Source organism: Micromonospora sp. NPDC005163 (assembly GCF_053599835.1).
Window position 1 is genome coordinate 19,268 of sequence record NZ_JBSFYP010000010.1, and the last position, 21,817, is coordinate 41,084.

General features: G+C 67.6%; 15 protein-coding genes. 11 read left to right on the plus strand and 4 right to left on the minus strand.

Features of this window, described 5'->3' with window-relative positions; translation table 11 throughout:
- Nucleotides 1-197 precede the first annotated feature (197 nt).
- The 5 genes from ACWD6N_RS09925 to ACWD6N_RS09945 all read left to right on the plus strand — a co-directional run bounded on the left by ACWD6N_RS09925 (nucleotide 198) and on the right by ACWD6N_RS09945 (nucleotide 5,199).
- Entirely contained in the window at nucleotides 198-704 is a 507-nt protein-coding gene (locus ACWD6N_RS09925) for a MarR family winged helix-turn-helix transcriptional regulator (protein WP_074308883.1), read from the plus strand.
- 389 nt (nucleotides 705-1,093) lie between these two features.
- Nucleotides 1,094-2,362 (plus strand): flavin-dependent oxidoreductase, encoded by a 1,269-nt coding sequence (locus ACWD6N_RS09930; RefSeq protein WP_354965891.1) that lies wholly within the window; start codon nucleotides 1,094-1,096, stop codon nucleotides 2,360-2,362.
- A gap of 11 nt (nucleotides 2,363-2,373) precedes the next feature.
- On the plus strand, nucleotides 2,374-3,276 hold the full coding sequence (locus ACWD6N_RS09935) for a dihydrodipicolinate synthase family protein (protein ID WP_450004658.1): 903 nt from the start codon (nucleotides 2,374-2,376) through the stop codon (nucleotides 3,274-3,276).
- Nucleotides 3,276-3,710: a GlcG/HbpS family heme-binding protein gene (locus tag ACWD6N_RS09940; protein ID WP_354965889.1), complete on the plus strand. Its 435-nt coding sequence runs from the start codon at nucleotides 3,276-3,278 to the stop codon at nucleotides 3,708-3,710. The genes ACWD6N_RS09935 and ACWD6N_RS09940 overlap by 1 nt, the downstream gene beginning before the upstream one ends.
- Entirely contained in the window at nucleotides 3,703-5,199 is a 1,497-nt protein-coding gene (locus ACWD6N_RS09945; protein WP_450004659.1) for an NAD-dependent succinate-semialdehyde dehydrogenase, read from the plus strand. Before ACWD6N_RS09940 ends, ACWD6N_RS09945 begins: the two co-directional genes overlap by 8 nt.
- A gap of 123 nt (nucleotides 5,200-5,322) precedes the next feature.
- Here ACWD6N_RS09945 and ACWD6N_RS09950 read toward each other — a convergent pair whose 3' ends face one another.
- From ACWD6N_RS09950 to ACWD6N_RS09960, 3 genes are all read right to left on the minus strand, one after another.
- A complete protein-coding gene (locus tag ACWD6N_RS09950; RefSeq protein WP_354965887.1) occupies nucleotides 5,323-6,192 on the minus strand; it encodes a DUF6745 domain-containing protein in 870 nt (289 codons plus the stop codon).
- 361 nt (nucleotides 6,193-6,553) lie between these two features.
- Nucleotides 6,554-7,498: an alpha/beta hydrolase gene (locus tag ACWD6N_RS09955; RefSeq protein WP_354965886.1), complete on the minus strand. Its 945-nt coding sequence runs from the start codon at nucleotides 7,496-7,498 to the stop codon at nucleotides 6,554-6,556.
- Between the two features lie 1,109 nt (nucleotides 7,499-8,607).
- Nucleotides 8,608-8,952 (minus strand): DDE-type integrase/transposase/recombinase, encoded by a 345-nt coding sequence (locus ACWD6N_RS09960; RefSeq protein ID WP_450004660.1) that lies wholly within the window; start codon nucleotides 8,950-8,952, stop codon nucleotides 8,608-8,610.
- A gap of 33 nt (nucleotides 8,953-8,985) precedes the next feature.
- Between ACWD6N_RS09960 and ACWD6N_RS09965 the strand changes: the two genes are divergently transcribed.
- The gene (locus ACWD6N_RS09965) at nucleotides 8,986-13,272 is read left to right on the plus strand and encodes a LamG-like jellyroll fold domain-containing protein (RefSeq protein WP_450004661.1); all 4,287 of its coding nucleotides are present in this window, start codon (nucleotides 8,986-8,988) and stop codon (nucleotides 13,270-13,272) included.
- A 126-nt stretch (nucleotides 13,273-13,398) separates the two neighbouring features.
- Nucleotides 13,399-16,803 (plus strand): beta-N-acetylglucosaminidase domain-containing protein, encoded by a 3,405-nt coding sequence (locus tag ACWD6N_RS09970; RefSeq protein WP_354965884.1) that lies wholly within the window; start codon nucleotides 13,399-13,401, stop codon nucleotides 16,801-16,803.
- Nucleotides 16,804-16,821: 18 nt separating this feature from the next.
- Here ACWD6N_RS09970 and ACWD6N_RS09975 read toward each other — a convergent pair whose 3' ends face one another.
- Nucleotides 16,822-17,595 carry a GntR family transcriptional regulator gene (locus ACWD6N_RS09975; RefSeq protein WP_450004662.1) on the minus strand — a complete coding sequence of 258 codons (774 nt, stop codon included), beginning with the start codon at nucleotides 17,593-17,595 and terminating at the stop codon, nucleotides 16,822-16,824.
- Between the two features lie 132 nt (nucleotides 17,596-17,727).
- Here ACWD6N_RS09975 and ACWD6N_RS09980 point away from each other — a divergent pair, with 132 nt between their 5' ends.
- The 4 genes from ACWD6N_RS09980 to ACWD6N_RS09995 all read left to right on the plus strand — a co-directional run bounded on the left by ACWD6N_RS09980 (nucleotide 17,728) and on the right by ACWD6N_RS09995 (nucleotide 21,781).
- Nucleotides 17,728-19,023 carry an ABC transporter substrate-binding protein gene (locus ACWD6N_RS09980; protein ID WP_450004663.1) on the plus strand — a complete coding sequence of 432 codons (1,296 nt, stop codon included), beginning with the start codon at nucleotides 17,728-17,730 and terminating at the stop codon, nucleotides 19,021-19,023.
- Nucleotides 19,024-19,127: 104 nt separating this feature from the next.
- The gene (locus ACWD6N_RS09985) at nucleotides 19,128-19,952 is read left to right on the plus strand and encodes a carbohydrate ABC transporter permease (RefSeq protein ID WP_354965881.1); all 825 of its coding nucleotides are present in this window, start codon (nucleotides 19,128-19,130) and stop codon (nucleotides 19,950-19,952) included.
- Complete coding sequence (locus ACWD6N_RS09990) at nucleotides 19,953-20,849, plus strand: carbohydrate ABC transporter permease (RefSeq protein WP_354965880.1); 897 nt, start codon at nucleotides 19,953-19,955, stop codon at nucleotides 20,847-20,849.
- Nucleotides 20,846-21,781, plus strand: a complete 936-nt coding sequence (locus tag ACWD6N_RS09995; RefSeq protein ID WP_450004664.1) for an N-acetylglucosamine kinase — start codon at nucleotides 20,846-20,848, stop codon at nucleotides 21,779-21,781. The genes ACWD6N_RS09990 and ACWD6N_RS09995 overlap by 4 nt, the downstream gene beginning before the upstream one ends.
- The last annotated feature ends 36 nt before the right edge of the window (nucleotides 21,782-21,817 follow it).

A 21,817-nucleotide genomic window follows, 5' to 3' on the forward strand; every position in this document is an offset into this window, starting at 1 on the left:
AGGCGAATATGACGCCTGGCCGCGCATTCGCGATCGCGAACGTGTATGGACACGTTCGCGACCGACCGGCCACGATTTCAAGAAGCGTAGGTATAGCAGTGGCTCGTCGATCAGTACGGAACCCAGGGCGCGTAGGCCGCGGCATCGCCGCCACCATCAACGCGCTCAGGGGCGGCCCTGGCGGAACCCCCGTCGAGGTGGATGCCTACTTCGAGGGTGTCGCACGTGCTCGCTACATCATCCGGCGCACCTTCCGGATCTTTGACGAGGTGGCCCGCAACTCGGACCTCGAGCCGCTTCAGCACCAGGCGCTCATCCAGATCCTCGGTGGCGGCGTCACCGAGGGAGCCCTTCCCGTGAGCCGGATCGCCGAGCGCCTCAACGTCACGAGTGCCTTCGCGTCGCGACTCGTTCAAGACCTCGAGGCCAAGGAGTTGGTCGTCCGGCGTCCCTCGGAAGTGGACCGTCGGGTCATCCTGGTGGAGGCGACTGCGCACGGTCGCCGGTGCCTCACGACGGTGTCCGACGGCGTCCGGCGCGACGTGGCCTACTTCCAGTCGCACTTGACGGAGGAAGACCGCGCGGCTGCCCTGACCGTCATGGCGTTCTACGTCGGCGTGCCGCTCAACGACGACGACCTGGAGTCCATCAGGAGCCTCGTCCAGTCGGCCATCCACGCACAGCGAGAGGCGGCCGCGAGATGAGTGTTCCGGCCTGAGACCTTGGGGAGTGGCTGGCGGCTGGTCGAGCGCCGAGTGCGGCGTGAGCCTGGTGTCGTAGGCGTGTAGCCGTGCGGGCATGGCGGCGCTCGGGGGGTCTGCGAGCGAAACGGCTTGGCGTAGGCCCCGTTCCAGCGGCGCCGGCGCGATCGCCCCTGCCCTGCTGACGCCCGCGAACGCGCCAGCCGCCGCTGTCGAAACGTTGCCGCGCGCGGAAGCTCGGCACGGCGTAGCGGGCCAGAGGCAGACGCTTCCGTTTCGCCGACCGGTGCCGCACACCCATCTCGCCGCTCCGCACCCCTTGACCCTCCACACCCAGATAGTTAATCTAGGTAACGTATAAAGGTCAGTGATTTCCTCCATAGGAGCGCTGGATGACCCATGCAACGAAAGACACCGAGGTTCTGATCGTCGGTGCAGGAGCGGGTGGCCTGATCCTCGCCCTCAGCCTCAAAGAGATCGGCATACGGTGCCGTGTGTACGACGCGGTGCCCGAGCTGACGGCCGTGGGTGTCGGTATCAACCTGCTTCCGCACGCCGTTCGTGAACTCGACGAACTCGGCCTGGTGCCGGCGCTCGACGAAGTCGGTATCCGCACCAAGGACGCGTCTTACTACAACCGGTTCGGCCAGCACATCTTCACCGAGCCCGCAGGTGAAGCGGCCGGCTACCCGTGGCCGCAGTTCTCTCTACACCGCGGTGACATGCAGATGGTGTTCCTGAAAGCCGTGCGCGAGCGGCTCGGCGAGGACAGCGTCGTCACCGGTCACCGACTCACCCGCGTCGACCTCGGTGACGACATGGTCACCGCCCACTTCGTCGGGCCGAACGGCGAGGACCTTCCCTCTGTCCGCGCCTCCGTCCTTGTCGGGGCCGACGGCATCAAGTCCGCGCTGCGCAAGCAGTTCTATCCGGACGAGGGCGATCCGCTCTACTCCGGCCTCACCATCTGGCGGGGCGCGACCCCCATGCCACCCTTCCTGAGCGGAGCCAACACCGTCCGCATGGGCTGGATGAGCGTCGGCAAGCTCATGGTGTACCCGATCAGGAACAACATCGATGGCCAGGGCAACCAGCTGATGAACTTCGTCGCGACCCTGGAGCGGCCTCGACCCGACTTGTACGACTGGAACGCCAAGGGCAGGCTCGAGGACTTCTTCCCGGTCTTCAAGGACTGGCACTTCGACTTCCTCGACGTGCCTGGCATGCTCCAGAAGACCGACCCGATCCTCATCTACCCCATGGTGGACCGCGACCCACTTCCCACGTGGACCTTCGGTCGCGCGACGTTGCTGGGTGACGCCGCCCACCCGATGTACCCGCGAGGCTCGAACGGCGCAGGCCAGGCGATCCTCGACGCACGGTTCCTCGCCGGCAGCTTCAAGCGCCATGGCGTGACCGACGAGGCACTCCACGAGTACGACGTCACGCGTGTCGAGGCGACGGGCAAGGTCGTCCGCATGAACCGGGCCAACCCGCCGGACGCCATCCTGCGCGAGGTGCACGAGCGCAGCGGCGACAAGCCGTTCGAGCGCCTGAGCGACATCGTCTCCGACGAGGAACTGCGTGCGATCACGGAGCGGTACAAGACCGTCGCGGGCTTCCAGGTCGACCAGCTCAAGCGGAGGCGGTCGCTCGTATGACAAGCACCGTCATGACCATCCCCGGTCTCGTGGTTCCCCCGCTGACCCCGTTCACCGCAGAGCTGACCGTGGACTACGACGCGCTGAAGCACGGTGTCGACTACGTGGTGAAGGACTGTGACGCTGCCATGGTGATCGCGGCGGGCGTCGAGGCGCAGGAGTACCAGTACCTCGACCTCCCGCAGCGGCGGGAGCTGATCCGCAGAACGATCGAGTTCGTCGATGGGCGCCGGCCGGTCGTGGTCGGCGTCTCCCACCCGTCGTTCAAAGTCAGCATCGACCTCGCTCACTTCGCAGAGGAGCTGGGCGCGAGCGCCGTGCAGCTGCTGGCGCCGCTTCGGCCCTTCGGTGGCGAGCCTTCACCCCGGGATCTGGAGCGTTACGTCGACGCCGTGGCCGGCGAAACATCGCTGCCGCTCATGCTCTACCTCAACGCCGGGGCCGGAGCCACCGTTTCCCCCGAAGCGACCATTGCGCTGGCGAGCCGGGACAGCATTCGGTTCGTCAAGGAGAGTTCGCGCGATCTCTCAAGGGTGTCGCGGCTGATCGAAGAAATCGACCAGGCCGGCCTGGCGCACTACTTCACCACCGTGCAGATGATGCTGATCAGCCTCCAGCTCGGCGGATCCGGTGTGACGCTGCCACCGCCCGTCGCGAAGATCGCATCGCTGATCCTGCAGTCGTTCCTCAAGGGCGACGTTGCCGAGGCGGTACGGCTGCAACGGCAGTTCTCGCTATATCCGACGAAGTGGATGCGATACGGCCTGACACCAACGATGAAGGCGTCGCTGAATCTTCTGGGCGTGCCAGCCGGTGCCCCATACCCGCCGTACTCGCCGGTGACCGGAGAGGACCTCGACGACCTGCGTGCCTTTCTCGCGACGACCGACCTAGAGATAGTGGAGGAACTCTGATGCTGACCGTCATAAGGCTCGGACGAGACGACGCCGCCGTACTCGTGGAGGGCGCGCGTCAGGCCGCCGTCGACCTGGGCATCCCGATGAGCATCGCGGTGACCGATGAGAGCGGGCACCTGATCATGTTCGAGCAGATGGACGGCGCCAAGGTGAGCAGCATCGCCACCGCGATCGACAAGGCCTTCACCGGTGCCACCGCTCGCAAGGGGACGCACATCTACAACCAGCTCTGCGTGCCCGGGGAGCCGACCTTCGGCATCCACAACACCAACGGCGGTCGTTTCTCCGTGATCGGCGGTGGACTCCCCGTCGTCGTCGACGACCAGGTGGTCGGCGGCATCGGCATCAGCTCCGGAACCGCGGGGGAGGACCTCGAGGTAGCCCAGACCGCCGTCAACCACTTCATGAAGTTCCATGCCGAGCGTGGTTGAGAGCGGCGGGGCCCAGCACTTAGTGGACGGTACCGCGGAGGCGATGCGCCGCCTTCTGTCCTCCGTGCCCACCGGGTCGTTCATCGACGGCCAGTGGGTGAGCACGGACGCCACGTTTGATGTGCGGAATCCGTCCACGGGCCAACCGCTCGCCGCAGTGACCGACGCCGGTCCGGACCACGGCATGGATGCCCTGGCCGCGGCGTCGCGAGCGCAGGACCGCTGGGCCGCCGTTCCACCACGTACCCGGGGCGAGATCCTGCTCCGGGTGCACGACCTGCTCCATGAACGGGCCGACGACTTCGCCATGCTCATGGCACTTGAGATGGGAAAGACCATCTCCGAGGCCCGGGGCGAAGTCGGCTACGGCGCCGAGTTCTTCCGGTGGTTCTCCGAGGAGGCCGTGCGTGTCGGTGGCGGATATGCGCAGTCGCCCACGGGCGGCAGTCGGATTCTCACCATACGACAGCCGGTCGGGCCGGTTCTCGCCATCACGCCGTGGAACTTCCCGCTCGCCATGGGCGCCCGCAAGATCGCGCCCGCGTTGGCGGCCGGATGCACCGTTGTGGTCAAGCCCTCCGAGCTCGCACCGCTGACCACTCTTGCGTTGGCGCAGGTCCTCGTCGAGGCCGGAGTGCCCGACGGCGTGGTCAACGTCGTGACAACCAGCCGGGCCGGCGGTGTCGCCGAGCCGCTCATTCGGGATCAGCGTCTGCGCAAGTTGACGTTCACCGGCTCAACGGCTGTCGGCAAGCGCCTGATCGCCCAGTCGGCGGACTCCGTGCTGCGCGTGTCCATGGAGCTGGGAGGAAACGCCCCGTTCATCGTCTTCGACGATGTCGACCTGGACGCTGCGGTGGAAGGTGCCCTGCTCGCCAAGATGCGCAATGGCGGCCAGGCATGTACCGCGGCGAACCGCTTCCTCGTGCACGACGCCGTCGTCGAGCAGTTCTCGCAGCGCCTAGCCGACCGAATGAACGCTCTCCTCGTCGGATCAGCAACCGACGAGGAGACGCAGGCAGGCCCACTGGTCAGCGAGGCCGCGGTGCGGAAGGTAGAGCGGCTGGTCTCGGACGCGGCGACGGAGGGAGCCCGCGTTCTGACCGGGGGCTGTCGACTCGAGCGTGAAGGCTTCTTCTACGCGCCGACGGTGCTGATCGATGTGCCGGTCCACGCACGGCTGCTGTCGGAGGAGATCTTCGGTCCGGTCGCTCCGATTACCAGCTTTTCCGACGACGAGCAGGCGACAGCTCTTGCCAACAACACAGAGTATGGCCTTGCTGCCTACATCTTCACCCGCGACCTCAATAAAGCGATCCGGCTGGCTGAGCGGCTTGAAACGGGAATGGTAGGTATCAACCAGGGAGTGATCTCCAACCCGGCCGCGCCGTTCGGTGGTATGAAGGCGTCGGGCCTGGGTAGAGAGGGTGGAACCCAGGGAATCGAGGAATATCTCGAGAGCAAGTACGTGGGAATCGACTTTTCCTAGCCTGCCCGCGACGTCTCGTGTGCTCTGTCCGTGGACGGAGACGTAGGTGAAGCGGCTGGCTTGTGGACGACGGTGCCGGCCGGGCCTGATGGGAGCCCCGACCCGGCCGGCTGTCGGCTCAGGTCACAGTTTCAGGAGCGGTTGCCAGCCGTCGCGGTAGCGCACACCGCGAGGTCGCAATCGGACCGGCTCGTGCACCATTGCGGAGACCGGCTCGGTTCGGATCTCCTGGGGCCGGTCCACCACGACGCAGACGTCCTCGGCCGGCCACCACCAGCCGCAGGAGCGGGCCAGGTTGGCCCACGCGTTGAGGTGTTCGGCCTCGTTCGGCCCGTACCGGGCAAGACCAAGCCGATGCAGCGTGTCGTAGTAGGCGACCCAGGACGCGTCCTGTTGGCCGTACCAGCAAACGGGGACCGGACCGCCGCCGGCCATTGTGGCACGCACGGGTAGGTAGTACCCGTGCGCGAGGCTCCGGTGCAGTGCCGTGCGTACGCCTTGGTGCAGCACGACACCGAGCGAAACGCCGCTGTCGAGCGCGTGGAGCGGCGCCAGTTCGGGCCATGGTTCTTTGGTCTTGCCCGCGCGTATCGGTGACAGCTCCGGGTCGGTGTGAGTGACGCTCGCGCTCAGCGCGCCACGGAGCTGCGAGGTGACCATTGCGAGATCGCTCGCCAGTGGTGGTGTTCCGCGCGGGCGAGGGTCGCGGATCCACTCGTAGAGTTGGTCGAGGGTGGGCCATCCGGTGATCAGGGAGCGTGCCTTGTCGGGCGACTCGACCCATTCAAATCGGGGTTGCGGCCGCTTCATTCTGGCGTAAATGGCGGTCAAACAGCGTTCGGCGGTCGGCTTGTCAGCCGGTTCTGTGGACAAGGCGTGGCCAAGCCACTCCTGCCGAATCCCGACGGCCTGCTGCCACAGGTCACGAACGTTGTTGCTGTAGACGGCCTGTGCAGGCATCGCGGCGTCGTTGCGCCGCGCGGGGGCGCTCATCGCGCCTGGGCGTCGCCGCCCTTCCGTGAAGAGATCATGGGGTGACTATGGCCCACCACGCGGCACAGACGCAAGCGGCTTCGAAAGCCATCCGGGGGAGGACCGAAGTGATCGGTCTCGGCTCGATAGCCTTGCCGCAGCGCGTGACGAGCGAGCGGAACGCGCTGAGGCTGGTGGGCCAGTGGCGTCCCGCTCGGGTCAGAACGTCCCGGGCCCGAGGGCGGTCAGCGCCGATTCGTCGGGCAGCAGCGGACCGCCGTCGTTCGAGGCAGGCGCCGTCCGTGCGACGGATCGGCATGCCCGGGCTCGACAACGGCAGTCCACTGGCCGGCCCCGGTCGGAGCAACCAGGGGTGGTTCGATCAGAGCCCCAGGCTCTTCAGCCAGCTCACTTCGGCTTCGAGTACCGCCTCGGGGTTCTCGTTGAGGCTGTGGCTGCCGCCGGGGATCTCCACGAACTTGATGCTCGGGACCAGCGAGCCCTCGGAGTTGGCCTCGGCCAGCAGCCAGTTGGGCTCGAAGTCCCGGATGGTGGTGTCCTGGTCGCCACGCATCATGAGGATGGGGATGGGAATACGCTTGATCCAGTAGGTGCCGTCCGCGGCGCTGGTGGCCTCCCACCGGTAGGACAGGAAATGCTGCCCGGTCACCGGACCCGTCCGGCTCGGACTTCCGCCCCCACCGCGCATCTCGGTCGGCAGAATCTCGTCAACTCGTCCCGCCGCCAGGAACCGCATCGACTCGTCGAAGAGCTGGTTGTAGTTCTGCTCGTCCTGAGTGAGGAGATGACGCGACTTCCACGGCAGTTTGGCGAACATCGACGGCAGGATGACCCCGCGGATGCGGGGGTCCCAGTTCGTGGCGGCGTAGAACTGGACCTGGATGTTGCCGAGGCTGCGACCGTTCAGGACAATCTTCTTGTATCCCATATCGACGGCGGTGAAGAAGGCTGCCTCGATGTCCTTCCGGATGTCGAAGAAGTTGTCCGTCTCGCCGTTGTCGTCGTGTTGCCGGGTGTTGATCGCCAGTACGGCATAGCCCGCCGCCGACAACCCTGGCATCTCGAATCCCAGGTAGTTTCCGCCGCTGCCGTGGACCCTGAGCACCAGCGTGGTGTCGCTCGGCTTCCTGTCACGGGGTTCGAAGAGCACGGCGTCGACCTTGAACCCGTCGATGGCGTCGATGGTGAGGAACTGCTGCCGCGCGTTCTTCGGCGCCACGAAGTCGTCGGGCACCCAGCCGGGCCTGGGGGTCGTCCGGTAGGTGATCGCCGCGACGGACTTGCCGCCATGGCCGGCTGCGGCCACGTCCGCCTGGCCCTCGGGCTGGAGTTGGCCCTCGGCGACGCCACCCCCCGCCATCGCCGGGCTCGCGGTGGCGCCAATCGCTGCCGCCGTAGCCGTTCCCGCGGCCGCCCCGAGGAAACTCCGGCGGCTCAGATCGTGTGCTTTGCCCATTCTTCTCCTTCTTTCGTCCCTGGCACTCGCGCTCGCCTGTGCGGACGGGCGGGACCGGATCTACAGGCCAAGCTCTTTGGTCGCATCCGACGGCTGCGGATCGTCGTCGGCTTTGGCGATCGACTGCGGCCGTTGCCGGGCCTGAGGGCTGCCGGGTGGGTGCCGTGTTGTTCGGTCACCGGGGTTCCGCCGAGGTGTGGACCTCCATACGTAGATCCGATGGCGTAACTCTACACTCAAATACAGTACATAGGTCAATGACTTATATTGCCGACCTGGGTACGTTATTGGTTCAATGGTCGTCGTCGCCAGCCCTTCTCTGTCCCTTGCAAACGGTGACCGCACCTCGGTCGCGCAGCGGTGCTCGTGGGGCGTGGCCGACGCCGGCGGGGGGAGACTCCTGGCCTGCCGCCCGGGTAGTTGCCAACCGGGCAAAACATTGACGACGTCCGGAGAAGGTTCGTCGGCCCCGGCCGAGGCGTCCAGATGCAGGACCACGCCCGGGACCGGCAGACGGGGCGCGGTCCTCTGCGGCAGGCCGCTGCAGGTCTTGATCGGCCGCACTCGGCCCACCTCCCGCGCCGCAATACGAACCTGACCCAGCCTCGGAGCGCCACAACGTCCATCCCGGACATCAATCGCCAGGCGGTCGGGTCGGACGCGTCCGGCCCGAACAGCTCCTCCTGGCCACGCAGCACGGCCAGGTCCCACACGCCTCACCACCGTCGGCTCGTATCACCGCGGGGTCCACCGCGACCCGGCCCGGGTCGGGCACCCCATGCGGCCGCCGCAACCCCGAGGGGGAGTCGCTGCCCGGCCGCTGAGGTGGACGCGACTGCGGTCCAGCAGCTGCGGCCGCAGCTCGGCCCGGATGGCGCGCCGGTCCCGCAGTAGCGCACCGGACGCGAGTCAGCTCCGGGGGCGGCGAAGGCCACAGACACCCGTGTTGCCGGCGGGTGTCAGCAGCGAGTTCGTAATGTCCGCGGCGGAGGTTCTGCATGAACGTGTGGCCGGATGATCACTTGTGCCGTCTTATCCGTTCGTAGACCGCGCATCGGTCTCAACCGGTGTTTCAGCTGGCTGTGAGCAGCCTCGATCGGATTATTGGTGTACTGCTCGACGTCGTGCCACGCCGACGGGACCAGCTCATCCAGTAACGAGCGGCTCACACTGGACGGCTCGCGCAAGCGCCGATCAACCGCGACGCATCCTCGCGCAGGCGGCTGCCGGCCAAAGTGTTGACACCGCCGTGGAACATGCCCCAGAGTTACTGGACTAGTCCGGTATTCCGTGCGGTAATCCACATGAAGGTGGATCAAATGGCTACGAGATCGACAGTGAGAGCGGGGCTGTCGCTGCTAACGGTGGTGACTCTGGCGGCCAGCTTGCTGGCGCAGGTATCCGAGGAGGTCCAGGCCGCCGGCGTCCAGGCAGTCGGTGAGCAGACAGCCAGCGAGCAAACGGCTCACGATCAGTCCGGCTCTCGCGGTGATCTGACCTTGCCCGATGGCTACGTCGATCGAGTGAACGGCGCGCTGGAGCAGGGATCCGACCACTGGGGCGAGAAGTTGCTTGACCTGCCCGACGGTCCGACCATGACCAACGTCAAGCCGCTGCTGGTGCCGGCCAACCACGGTGGTACGACGGACGCCGCTTCGCCCTGGTACTACCTGCCCTTTACCTACCCGGCGCCGGACCCCAGTCGGTGGGCCGAGGAGCGGGACTTCTCGCTGCACGTCGCTGACGGCAGCGAGCTGATGTCGCAATGGTCGGACGCGCGGGCGACTCAGCGCGTCCGCTTTTTCGTCGGCGCGGGCGGGGCCGAGCGCTACGGCCAGGCCGAGGTGAGGTCGGGCGACCCCCGCCTGACCGGAGGATACCTGCCGATTCTCTCCAACTCCTATCGTGACGCCGCCGGGGTTCGCTACGAACGCGAGTCGTTCGTCACCGAGCTCACCCCGGGCGGCCCGGCAGTCAGCATGCTCCGGTTTGTCGTCAACGGGCCGGCGAAGGCGCACCCGCGGCTCCGGCTCAACCTGAGCCGCGACAAGGTCGCAGACGTCGTCGCCGAGCCTGGGCGGCTGACACTCGATGGAGAGGCCGTGGTCGCATTCAGCGGTGCAGCGACCTGGTCCGCGCCTGACCTGAGCTTCACGCCCGACTTGAGCCGCGGAAAGGCCGAGTTGTACCTGATCGTGCCGAACGAGCCGGCCGAGCTCACCACCGTACGTCCGTCGGCCGCGCTGTACGACGCCGCGAAGTCCCGCACGGGCGACTACTGGACGACGCAGCTTAACGCCGGCGCCAAGGTCCGGATCCCGGAGAAGTACGCCGCGGACGCCATGCGCAGCACGCTTCTGAACAACCTGGTGATGGGCTTCAATCTGACCGTCGGAAACGGCTACGAGTCGCTGGACAAGTCCTTCGCCTTCGTGCCGGAGATCACGGCGACGGTCACCTCGCTCGGCGACTTCGGCTACCAGGATAAGGCGCGCGCGAACCTCACCGAGATGCTGCGACGCGGCCAGGGTAGCTTCTTCCTGTCCTGGGAGCGCGGGATCAAGCTGCAGACGGTGGCGACGTATTACCTGCAGAGCAACGACGGGTCGTTGCTGCAGGAAAACCTACCGATGTTCCGCGACTGGCTCGCCGACTTCAAGCGGCAACGCCTCGCGGACCCGAACGGTCTGCTGGCCAAGACCCGCTACGCCTCCGACATCCCGGAGCCGGTCTACGGCCTGCACCACCAGTCCGAGGTCTGGCGCGGTCTGCGCGATGTCGGTGTCGCGTTGCGGCTCTTGGGCCGTACCGACGAGGCGAAGCCGTTCCTCGATGAGGCGGCCGGCCTACGCTCGTCGCTGCTGGGCGCGGTGGAGAAGTCGAAGACGGTGTTGCCGGACGGCTCGATGTTCGTGCCGATCGCACTGCTGGACCCCGAGTCGTCGAAGCCGTACGACAAGGTAACCACCAACTTCCTCGGCAGCTACTGGAACCTGATCATGCCGTACGCCCTCGCGACCGGGCTGTTCGAGCCGGGCAGCGCGACAGCCACCGGACTGCGGGACTACCTCTACAAGCACGGGTCGCTGTTCCTCGGCCTCACAAGGTTCAACCTGTCGACCGCCGATCCCGGTGTCTGCCAGAACATCCCGCACAACCAATGGCCAGCGGTGCCTGGATACAAGTCCAGCGGCATCGACCAGCAATACGGCTACTCACTGATGCGGTTCCTGGCCGACAATGCCGAGTCCGATCGCCTCGACCTGAGCTTCTACGGGATGCTCGCGCATGACCTCACGCCGCACACCTTCGTCGGCGGCGAGGGCGCCACGATCTCGCCGTGCCCGCAATTCGGTGAGTACTACCGGTCGCAGTACTGGCCCCCGTTGTCGCCGAACAACGCCACCTACCTGGAGGCGCTGCGCGGTCTGCTGGTCAGCGAGGACCTGGACGCCGACGGCATGCCGACCCGGCTGCACCTGGCGCCGGCTACGCCGCGGCCCTGGCTCGCGGACGGCGAGCGGATCGAGATCGCCGACCTGCCCACGTCCTTCGGCAACGTCGGGTTCGCCTCTTCGTCAAAGCTGACGGACGGCCGGCTGACCGTGCGGGTCGACCCACCCCGCGCGGCCGCCGGACGGGCGCCGCTGACGGACGTGGTGTTGCACCTGCGCGCGCCGCGCGGTCACCAGCTGACCGGCGTCACTGTCGACGGCCGACCGGTGACGTTCGACGCCGCGCGCGAGCTGGTCGACCTTGACCGGCCGACGACGGCGATCACGGTCCGGGCGACATACCGGGCGACGAAGGTGGCCGACGCACCGAGCGCGGAGGCCACGAAGGTGACAACTCCGCGTCCATTGCTGGAGCCGGGTGAGACGTTTGCGCTGGACCTGGAGGTCGAGGCGCTCGGGCTGGGCACGGTCAGCGGCACCGCCGAGGTCGGCGCTCCAGCCGGGTGGACGGTCAACGGCTCCAAGCTGCCGTTCAGCGTGAACAGCAACCAGAGACTGGCCTGGTCCGAACTCGCGACCTCCGTCCGGATCCCCACTGATGCGGCACCCGGGAACTACCGGATCGACGTGGTCACCCGACCGTCCGGTGGTACGGCGCGGACCTCCTCGCTGTCGGTCCGGGTCGCCCGGCCGGACCCAACGGACTATGCCGCGCTGGTGAAACGGGACGGGCCGGTGGGCTACTGGCGGCTCGATGACGCCCCGGGCCAGCCGGTGGTCGATGCCTCCGGCAACGGAAACACTGGTGCCTACCGTGGCAGCGTCGGCCGGTCCCAGCCAGGGGCGATCGCCGACTCTGCCGACACCGCAGTCCGGCTGGACGACGGCCATGCTGAGATTCCTGACAGCGCCTCGCTCAGCATCACCGGTGCCTACACGCTGGAGTCGTGGGTCAAGGACGCCGCGGGTGGACCGCAGGGCATCATCGAGAAGTACGACGGCAGCGACTGCCTGCCGTCGCGCAACGGCTACGGTTTGCGACTGGTCAACGGCAACAAGCTGCAGGCGCTCACCGCCGCCGACCAGGCGCAGTCCAGTGCGTCCAGCCCCCGCAGTGTCCAGCAGGGGCGATGGCATCACGTCGCGGCAGCGTATGACGGAACAACGCTGCGGACCTACATCGACGGGCAGCTGCAAGCGTCCACACCGATGGCCAACGCACCGACTGACGGCAAGGGCAGCCTCAAGCTGGGCGCCCGTGGAGACGACGCGTTGGACCGTTTCGTCGGCAGCTTGGACGAGGTCGCGATTTACAACAAGGCCCTGACCCCAGGCCAAATCGATTCCCACTACGTCAAGGGCGTGCTCGGCAACCCCGGCCAGTCGCTCCATGCACTGCAGTCCGATGGGACTACCGTGCGAAGCACCTCATCGTCGGCTCCGGCAGGCTCGGCACCCAGGCACACGTCGCCACGTCAGCAGCCGGCGGTCACCGGCCAGTCCTCCTACGCGGCACAGGTGCTGGCCGACAAACCAGTCGGCTACTGGCGGCTGGGTGAGCGATCCGGCACGAGCGCCGAGGACTCCTCCGGCACCGGCAACCCCGGCGCCTACACAGACGCAGTGACACTGGGCCGCCCAGGCGCGTTGACGGGCGACCCGGACACCGCCGCCGAGCTGACCGACGGCCACATCCCCGTACCGGACTCACCCTCGCTGAGCGTCAGCGGCTCGTTCACCCTCGAGGCATGGGTGAATCTCAATGACGTCTGCCGGCAGTACAGCGTGGTCGAGAAATACGATGCCCCCGCCTACAACGGCTATGTGTTGCGCGTCCTGCCCGGCGGCAAAATAGGCGCCCTCACGTTGGGCGTAGCCGGGCAGTTGGCGTCGGTCGAAGGGCAGACGGTCGCCACACCGGACGAGTGGCATCACGTTGCCGCGGTCTACGACGGGTCGACCATCTCGGTCTACCTCGACGGACGACTCGACGGCTCGGCCGCCACAAAGGTGAACCCGACCGACGGGGCCGGAAGCCTCAAGCTGGGGGCCCGTGGTGACGACGCCGGTACCAGGCTCGCTGGGCTGCTCGACGAGGTTGCCGTCTACGACCATGCCCTGACTGCCGACGAGATCGCGCAACACTACTCGGTGGGCACGCCGGGTTGATGGTGGCCCTTGACTTCGGCGTTGGGCGGGGCGCGGGCATGCCGGCCTTGGCAGGTGCACGCCATCCTCGATGAGGCGGCAGCCGCCGACCGGCCTCGTCCCTGCTGACGTCATGTTGGTCAGTCCTTGCGGTGGCTCCCTCACCGCACGCAACGCCGAGACACGTCCCGAACCACGGCTGGCCCAAATAGATTGAGTGGAGGTTTGATGTTTCTGTTGCGTTCGTCTCGTGGCTATCGCCGCACCGTTGTATTGGCCGGATCGGTCGCGCTCGTCATTGGCCTGGTGAACCCTCCGCCGGCAAGGGGCGAGGCCCAAGTTCCTGATCGGGTGGGCGTCGCGCGTATTCTTCCGGCGCCGCAGCGTGTGGAGCCGCGTCCGGGCTCTGTCGTCCTGTCCGACAACGTCGATGTCGTCGCGGGTGCGGCCGTAGATCCGGCGGCTAAGGCGTCTCTTGTGGACGTGCTCCACACGCGCGGCGTCACCGCCAGGGTCGTCGGCAGCGCGGAAACTGCGAAATCGCGTCCGGTGATCTTCCTCGGCGGTCCGAGCGAGACGTCGGCAAGCACCGCCGCGCTGAATGCTCTCGGGGTGGAGGGGCCGGCGGGGTTGCCCGGTGAGGGGTACGTGCTGGTGGCCGGGCACGATCGGCTCGGCCGACCGCGGATCGTCCTCTCGGGTGTGGACGGCGCTGGCACCTTCTACGCCGTTCAGTCATTGAGTCAGCTGCTCACGTCGAAAGGCTCCCGGGTGGCCGTAGACGGCGTGGCGGTGCGCGACTGGCCGGGTTACCGGGTCCGTGGGGGCATGGAGTCGTTCTACGGACCGGTGTGGTCGCAGGAGGACCGGCGCTCACAGATCGAGTTCCTGGCCCGGCACAAGATGAACCAGTTCTTCTACGGACCGGCGGATGATCTGCGTACCGGATCGCACTGGGACTCCCTGTACGACGAGGCGGAGCTGGGCCGGCTGAAGGAGATCGTCGACCTGGCGACGTCCCGCCATGTCGACTTTGTGTACCGGATCTCGCCGGAGGCGCCCCTGGCACCTGGCCAGGGGATCTGCCACGTGCGCGAGGCCGACCGGGCCAAGCTGCTGGCACGCCTGGCGCAGTTGTCGGAGATCGGGGTCCGCAGTTACGTCATCGCCTGGGACGACGTGTCCGGCAACTTCGCGTGCCAAGAGGACCGGGACGCCTACGAGGGCGATCCGTCGCCGCTCGCGGCCGCTCAGGCCGGGGTCACCAACCTGGTTCAACGGGAGTTCATCGAAAAGCGTCCCGGCGCCAGCCGGATGGTGGCCGTGCCGACGGAGTACTGGGGCATGACGCCCACGCCGTACAAGAACCGGTTCGACGAGTTGGTGAGCACCGAGGTCGACCTCTACTGGACAGGCCCGGAAGTGGTCTCGTCGAGCATCACGGAGGACGACCTCCGGGCCGCTCAGAACGCCTGGCCGCGGCACCGGATCATGATCTGGGACAACTACCCGGTCAACGACTACAGCCCCAACCGACTGCTGCTGGGCCCACTGGTGAACCGTGACGCCGGCATGGCGGACGACGTCGTCGGCATCTCGTTCAACGAACTCGTCCAGCACCAGGAGGCCTCGCAGATCCCACTCGGCACCCAGGCCGACTACGCCTGGAACCCCGGGGCCTACGACGCGGAACGCTCCTGGACTCGGACGCTTCAGATCGTCGGCGGCGACGCGTACGACGAGCTGCGGCTTTTCGCGGAGAACAACAAGGCCAGCGCTCTGGACAACACCGCACGGCCGCAGTTCGCCGCTCTCATCAACCGGCTCATCGCCGACTACTCGGCGGGCCGGACAGTAAACGCCCAACTCAACCAGCTCGACCGGGAGCTGCGCCGTCTGGAGGAACTCCCGACCACACTCCGGGCGCGACTCGACAACCCTCGGCTACTCGAGCAGATCGGGCCCTGGCTAGACCGGGTCGGCACGACCGGCCAGGCGGGTCGGGCGGCCCTGGGCGTGCTCCGGGCGCAGGACCGGGGGGACGGCGAAGCTGCCTGGCTGGCCCGGCGGGGGCAGGCGCGTGCCCGCGGCATCCTCGACGGGACGTCGCACCAGATCAGTCCCGGCCCGGTCGATGATCTCCTCAGCTTCGCGGCCTCTCAGAGCGACGGCTACATCGGTGACCGTTGGTACGGTGATCTCGAGACCCCCACGGGCCTACCGGCTGCCGCCCAAGGGTCCGCGCTGGGTAACCTGAGCGACCGGCGCGACGACACGGCTTACGTCGCGGCCGGCAAGCCGCAGGACGGCGATGCGATCACGGTCCCGATCGCCAAGCCGCACCGGCTGTCGGCGGTGACCGTGGTGCAGGACGCGGCCGCTCCCGCCGACGGGATGATCCAGGCCTTGGTCGATGGCGCCTGGGTGAATCTCGGACCGCTCACTGACGGGTTCACCAAGGTGCCGGCGGCGGACCTGGCGGCCAGCGCGGTGCGGATCCGGTGGGCGCCGGGCAGCGCGGCCCCGCGCGTCTACGAGATCGCCCCGCGCTACTCCGACGTGTTCAGCGGTACCGTTTCGGTCGATCCGCCGGGGTCGCTCATCGCGCCAGGCAAGACGAAGCGGTTCCAGGTCTCCTTCGAGGTGTTCGCGGATCACAAGGTCAGTGGACGGGTGACCGCCACGGGCCCGGACGGCTGGACTACCGACCCGGCGACGCAGGTGTTCCGTGCCCAGCCGGGTGGCCGGACCATCGTCGCGAGCGTGCCGGTGGAGGTCACTGTCCCGGCTGGCGCGGAGCCAGGGCGCTACCAGGTCACGGTGGCCTTCAACGAGGAAGGCGCGCCACCGGTGAAGGTGTCGCTGCCGATCCTGGTGGGGGAGCAGAGCTACCCGAATATCGTGACCGGGGCGGACCCGGCCGGCTACTGGAGGCTCGGCGACGCGGCCGTCTCCAGCACCGCCGCGGACAGCTCCGCCAGCGGGCAGGACGGGACCTACCTGGCCGGCGCGCATCCGGACGCCGAGGGTGCGATCACCGGTGACCGGGCGGCGGACCTCTCCGCCGGCTACATTGAGGCACCACGAAGCCCCCGGGCCGACCTTCATGGCGCTTTCACGCTGGAGGCGTGGGTAAAGCTCGACACGCTCGCCCCGGCACCCGGGCAGGCGGTGATCGAGAGTTACGCCGGGCCGGCGATCAACGGTTACGCCCTGCGGGTGACCGACGGCGTCCTGCAGGCGTGGTCGCTCGGCGCTGCCGGGAAGGGGTCTGGCCTCGTGACCGGCCGTACCCGGCTGACGGCTAAGGAATGGCACCACGTCGCCGCCGTCTTCGACGGGTCACGACTGACCGTGTACCTCGACGGTGTCGCGGACAACAGCGTCGCGACGTCGGTGTCGCCAGGCAGCGGTACGGCGAGCGTCAAGCTCGGTGGCCGCGGGGACGACACGGCCCAGCGGCTGCAGGGCGACCTCGACGAGGCGGCGATCTACGACCGTGCCCTGACCGCAGCCGAACTCGAGACGCACTACCTCACCGGTCTCGGCTGAAGGGCCGCCGGATGCGCGTCAGCCTCCCTGGGACGGGGGGCTGACGTGCATCCGGATGGCGTAGCGGTCGCCGCGGTAGAGCGACCGCCCGTACTCCACGACCTTTCCCATGTTGTCGACCGAGATGCGCTCGATCAGGAACGCCGGGGCGTCCTCGGCGACGTCGAGTCGGTTCGCCTCGGTGTCAGTCAGCCGGGCGATGGTGACGGTCTGCCGCGCCGATTCGAGCCGCACCCCGAAGACGCGGCCCAGAACCTCGTACAGCGAGTCGTCGCGCTCCATCACCTTGAGCAGGCTGGGGAACCGCGCCGCGGAGAGGTTCGTCCGCTCCAGCGCCATCGGGATGCCGTCCGCCGTACGGATCCGCTCGATGTAGTGGGTCGGGTCGCCCGGGGCGATGTCGAGGTTGGCGGCGACCAGGCGGCTGGCCGGGCGGGTGCGGGCGCGGTACGACTTGGCCCCCGGTGTCATGCCGCGCATCCGCATGTCCTCGCTGAACGAGCGGAAGATCTCCGAGTGGGTCAGCGTGGGATGCTGCACGAAGGTCCCACGCCCGGGCACCCGCCGGACCATTCCCTTCGACTCAAGCGCATCGATGGAGCCCCGGACGGTCATCCGGGCGACTCCGAACCGCTCGGCAAGGACCCGCTCCGATGGGAGCAGCGCACCGTCCCGCGAGTTCAGCACCATGGTGGTGAGGACGTCCCTGATGTGCTCGCCCTTGCTGCCGGTGTGCTCCGCCAGCAAAGACTCAAGCGCCCCGTCGCTCGGTTCGTGTCGCGTCCTTGGCACGGACCGCTCCCCTTCCCACAACTTTGCCGTCATCGTACGGGCCAACTCCCCGGATGGCTGGCGACGTCGGCGAAACCGTTGACCTCCGGTCTATACCAGTATTAACCTCGGCTCGTTCGCCACGTTCAGCGGGTGGCGGCCACGACGATCGGAGATGCGATGCCCAGAAGACGCGGTGTGTTGGGGGCGGCGGCGCTGCTTGCCTTCGCCCTAACTGCGTGCGCGCCAGGCGGCGGGGGCGGCAGCGACGCCGTCAACCTAAAGGTCTGGGGCTGGCGACAGGAGGATGTCGCGGCGTACAAGAAGATCTTCCAAATTTACGAGAAGGCTCACCCGGGCGTGAAGGTGGAGTACCTCCCCTACAAGAACACCGAGTACGACACGATCCTCAAGACCGGCCTCACCGACTCCAGCGGCCCTGACGTCGCGCAGCTTCGCTCCTACGGGCTGCTCCAGCCGCTGGTCGGCGCCGGCAGCCTGGTGCCCCTCGACGGCCCGGTCGACAAGCTGAGCGGTTTTCCGAAGCAGATCCTCGACGGCGCGAGGGGCGAAAAAGACGGGCGCATCTACGGCGTCCCGTTCGCGCTCCAGACGCTGCACGTGATCTACAACAAGAAGATCTTCGCCGACAACGGCATCGCCGCCCCCACCACGTGGGCGGATATGATCGCGGGCTTCGACAAGCTCAGCAAGGCTGGCGTCATCCCGCTGGCGAACACCGTGACCGATAAATGGATGCTGCCGATCGAGCAGGAGATTTTCGGTGCCACGATGTACGGCGGCCCTGACTACCTCACCAAGATGCTCAACGGCTCGGCGAAGTTCACCGACGCGCCCTGGGTGAACTCCCTCGAGACCTGGAAAAGCACCCAGAAGTACTGGCCGGCGCAGGCGTCCGGGGTGAGCTACACGGACGCGCTGGCACTGTTCACCTCCGGCCGGGCCGCCGCGTTCCCCGGTGGTGTGTGGGAGCTCGCTGGGCTTCAGAAGGCTAACCCGCAGCTCTCCCTGGGCATCTTCAACGCCCCGCCTGCGCCCGGTGCGGCGGTCGACAAGACGCTGGTGCCCGGCTATGTCGACGGGTCGTTCGGCGTTTCCGCGAAGTCGCCCCACCGGGACGCGGCTCTGGACCTCGTGCGGTGGATGGCGACCGAGGAGTTCGGCCGGGCCCTGTCCACAGAGCTTCGTCAGATCTCTCCGGTACCGGGCGTCGAGCCGCAGGACGAACTCCTGGCCCAGGCGCTCAAGGAATACCAGGCGAACCCGAGCCCGTACGTCACCTACGCGTACTTCTCCGGCGGCACACCCACCGCCTGGGACCTCGCCTCCGAGGCGCTCTCCAACTACGTCCTCGGCCGAGGCAACGCCGCTGACGCGGCCGCACACATCCAACGAGGGGTCGATCAGTGGTTCCGGCCCAAGAACTAACAGTCCGTCCTGCCCGGCGCACACGCCGCCGGGCAGGACGGGTCTCGGCAGGGTGGATTACGACCTTCTGCCTGCCGGCGTTCGCGCTGTACGGCTTCTTCGTCGTGGTACCGCTCGTCACCGCCTTCTACTACGGGCTGTTCGAGTGGGACGGCACCCGCCAGGGAACGTTCGTCGGAATCGGTAACTACCAGGAGATATTTACCCGCTATCCGTTAGGCGACGAGATCCCGGCCGCCCTGGGGCACAATGTCCTCTTCTTCGTCGGCACCATGGCGATCCAGAACACCGTCGGACTGGGCCTGGCGGTGCTCCTGCACCGCAATCCCTGGGGCAAGCGGCTGTTCCAGACGCTCTTCTCGCTTCCCTACCTGATCAGCCCGCTGATCGTCGGCTACATCTGGTCGCTCCTGCTGAGTCCCACCTTCGGCCCGATCAATTTCGCGCTCAGAGCAGTCGGCCTGGACGCGTGGGCGCGGCCATGGCTCGGTGAGCCCGACCTCGCGCTGCCCGTACTGATCCTGGTCAACGCCTGGCAGTGGATCGGCGGACCAATGCTCATCTTCGGCGCCGCCCTGGCCGGTATCCCTCGTGAATTGGAGGAGGCGGCCGCGATGGACGGCGCGTCAGCGACCCGGGCGTTCTGGAGCATCCGCTTCCCGCTCCTGATGCCGGCGGTCGGCGTGATCACCGTGCTGACGTTCATCGGATGCTTCAACATCTTCGACCTTGTCTACGCGCTGGGTGGTTCCGACGGAGGCCCCGGCGGCGCCATGGACGTGCTGGGCCTGCTCTATTACCGAACCGCCTTTCAGGGCGGCAGCAACGCGATCGGAGAGTCGTCGGCGTTGGCCATGCTGATCTTCGTGCTCATCTTCGGGGTTTCCCTGGCCTTGGAGCGGGCGCTGCGCCGCCGGGAGGTCCACTAGATGAAGACACTGCACGCCGCCCCTCGCGCGGCATGGAAAGCCAGGGCTGACCTCCCACCTCCGCGCGGCACCCGCCAGCGTCCGCTACTCCACACCGCCGGCCGCCAGCTCATCCTGTGGGCCTACGCCGCGGTCGCCTTCGGCCCGCTGCTGCTGGTGCTGATCGGATCGCTGCGGCCCAACGCGGATATCCTCCGGGCACCGGTCGGGCTGCCCAGCTCGTTCGACCTGAGCAACTACACGCGCGCGTGGCAGACCGCGTCGATCTCGACGTACTTCATCAACTCGCTGACCGTCACCTGCGCTTCGGTGGCACTGTGCGTCAGCGTCTCGGCGATGGCCGCCTACGCCCTGTCCAGGTGGAAATTCCGGGGCCGCGCCCTGCTGGCGGCGTTCTTCCTGTCCGGGTTGATGATTCCCGCGAAGCTCGGCCTGCTACCGGTGTTCTACATGTTCCAGTCGATAGGTCTGATCGACAGCCGGATCGGGTTGGTACTGCTCTACGCGGCGAGCGGGATCCCGTTCTCGGTTTTCGTGATCATGGGTTTCATGCGGGGACTGCCCGGCGAACTGGAGGAGGCCGCGCGGATCGACGGGGCACACGAGGGCCGGCTGTTCGTGTCGGTCGTCCTGCCCCTGATGCGGCCGGCGATCGCCGTGGCCACGGTCTTCCAGTTCGCGCCGACCTGGAACGACTTCTTCTATCCGTTGGTGCTGCTGCGGAGCGGGGACAAGTACACCATCCCGGTCGGGCTGACCCGGTTCTTCGGCGAGTTCGCCGCCGATCGCGGCACCCTGTTCGCCGGACTCGTGATCGCCCTGGTGCCGCTGGCCGTGGTGTTCGCACTCGCGACCAAGCAGATCGTCGCGGGCCTGACGGCAGGGATGTCGCGTTGACAACGACGATCACCATCGACGGCGGCAAGTCGGAGCTTCGGCTTCTGCTACATACCCCGGCGGGCCGCCACCTCGGTGTTGGCCCGGGCTTCTCCTACCGGCCACATGAGGACGGCGTGGACCGGATCCTGACCGCAGTTCGTGGCGCCGCAGCGACGATCCCCCTTCCCGCGCAGGTGTCGGGCGTGGTAGCCGGCCTGACCGGCGTCCCGGGGGAGCACGCTGAGCGCCGGCGACTTGCCGTCGCCCTCGAACGGGAGTTCCGCGGCCCGGCCGTGGTCGTGGAGGACAGCATCCTCGCGCACGCCGGCGCTCTCGGCGGTCCCGGCGTACTGCTATGTGTCGGGACCGGAACGACCGTGCTCGCGGTGGACACCGACGGCGCACACGCCCGGCTCGACGGCTGGGGTCCCCATCTCGGGGACCGCGGCAGCGCGTACGCCATCGGACTGGCCGGGATGCGCGCAGCGGCCGCGTCGTACGACCAGGTCGGGCCGGCAACCGTGCTGGTCGACCCCCTCGTCGCGGCGCTGGGCGGCGTCGACCTGGCCTCGCTTCAGAGGTACTACCGGGACCCGGCCATGATCTCGCGTACGGCGGCCTTCGCCCGCGAGGTGAACGACGCAGCCGCCCAGGCCGACCCGGTGGCGTGCCGGATCTGCGTCGAGGCCGCGACCGATCTCGCCGACGCGGCGCAAGCGGCAACCGACCGACTCGGGCTCAGCGGGGCAGCACGCCGGGTGTCCTTCAGCGGACGGCTGCTGACCCCGGGCGGCGCTCTCTACCAGGCACTGTCGGCCGTACTCGAGGCCAAAGGGCTGCCCCTGGTCACGCCCAGAGCGGAGCCGCTCGACGGCGGTCCGGTGCTCCTGAACGGTGCCGCCCCGTATGCACGCCTACTTGGATGCCAGGAATCCGGTGGCGACGCATGAGGGCCGGACACGGGGTGGCACGTCTCGAGGTCGTGC

Bases quoted from the DNA above. Each gene is read 5' to 3' on its own strand.
- ACWD6N_RS09950 (WP_354965887.1), bottom strand. From the start codon at position 6,192: ATGAGCGCCCCCGCGCGGCGCAACGACGCCGCGATGCCTGCACAGGCC.
- ACWD6N_RS09990 (WP_354965880.1), top strand. From the start codon at position 19,953: ATGAAGACACTGCACGCCGCCCCTCGCGCGGCATGGAAAGCCAGGGCT.
- ACWD6N_RS09940 (WP_354965889.1), top strand. From the start codon at position 3,276: ATGCTGACCGTCATAAGGCTCGGACGAGACGACGCCGCCGTACTCGTG.
- ACWD6N_RS09935 (WP_450004658.1), top strand. From the start codon at position 2,374: ATGACCATCCCCGGTCTCGTGGTTCCCCCGCTGACCCCGTTCACCGCA.
- ACWD6N_RS09930 (WP_354965891.1), top strand. From the start codon at position 1,094: ATGACCCATGCAACGAAAGACACCGAGGTTCTGATCGTCGGTGCAGGA.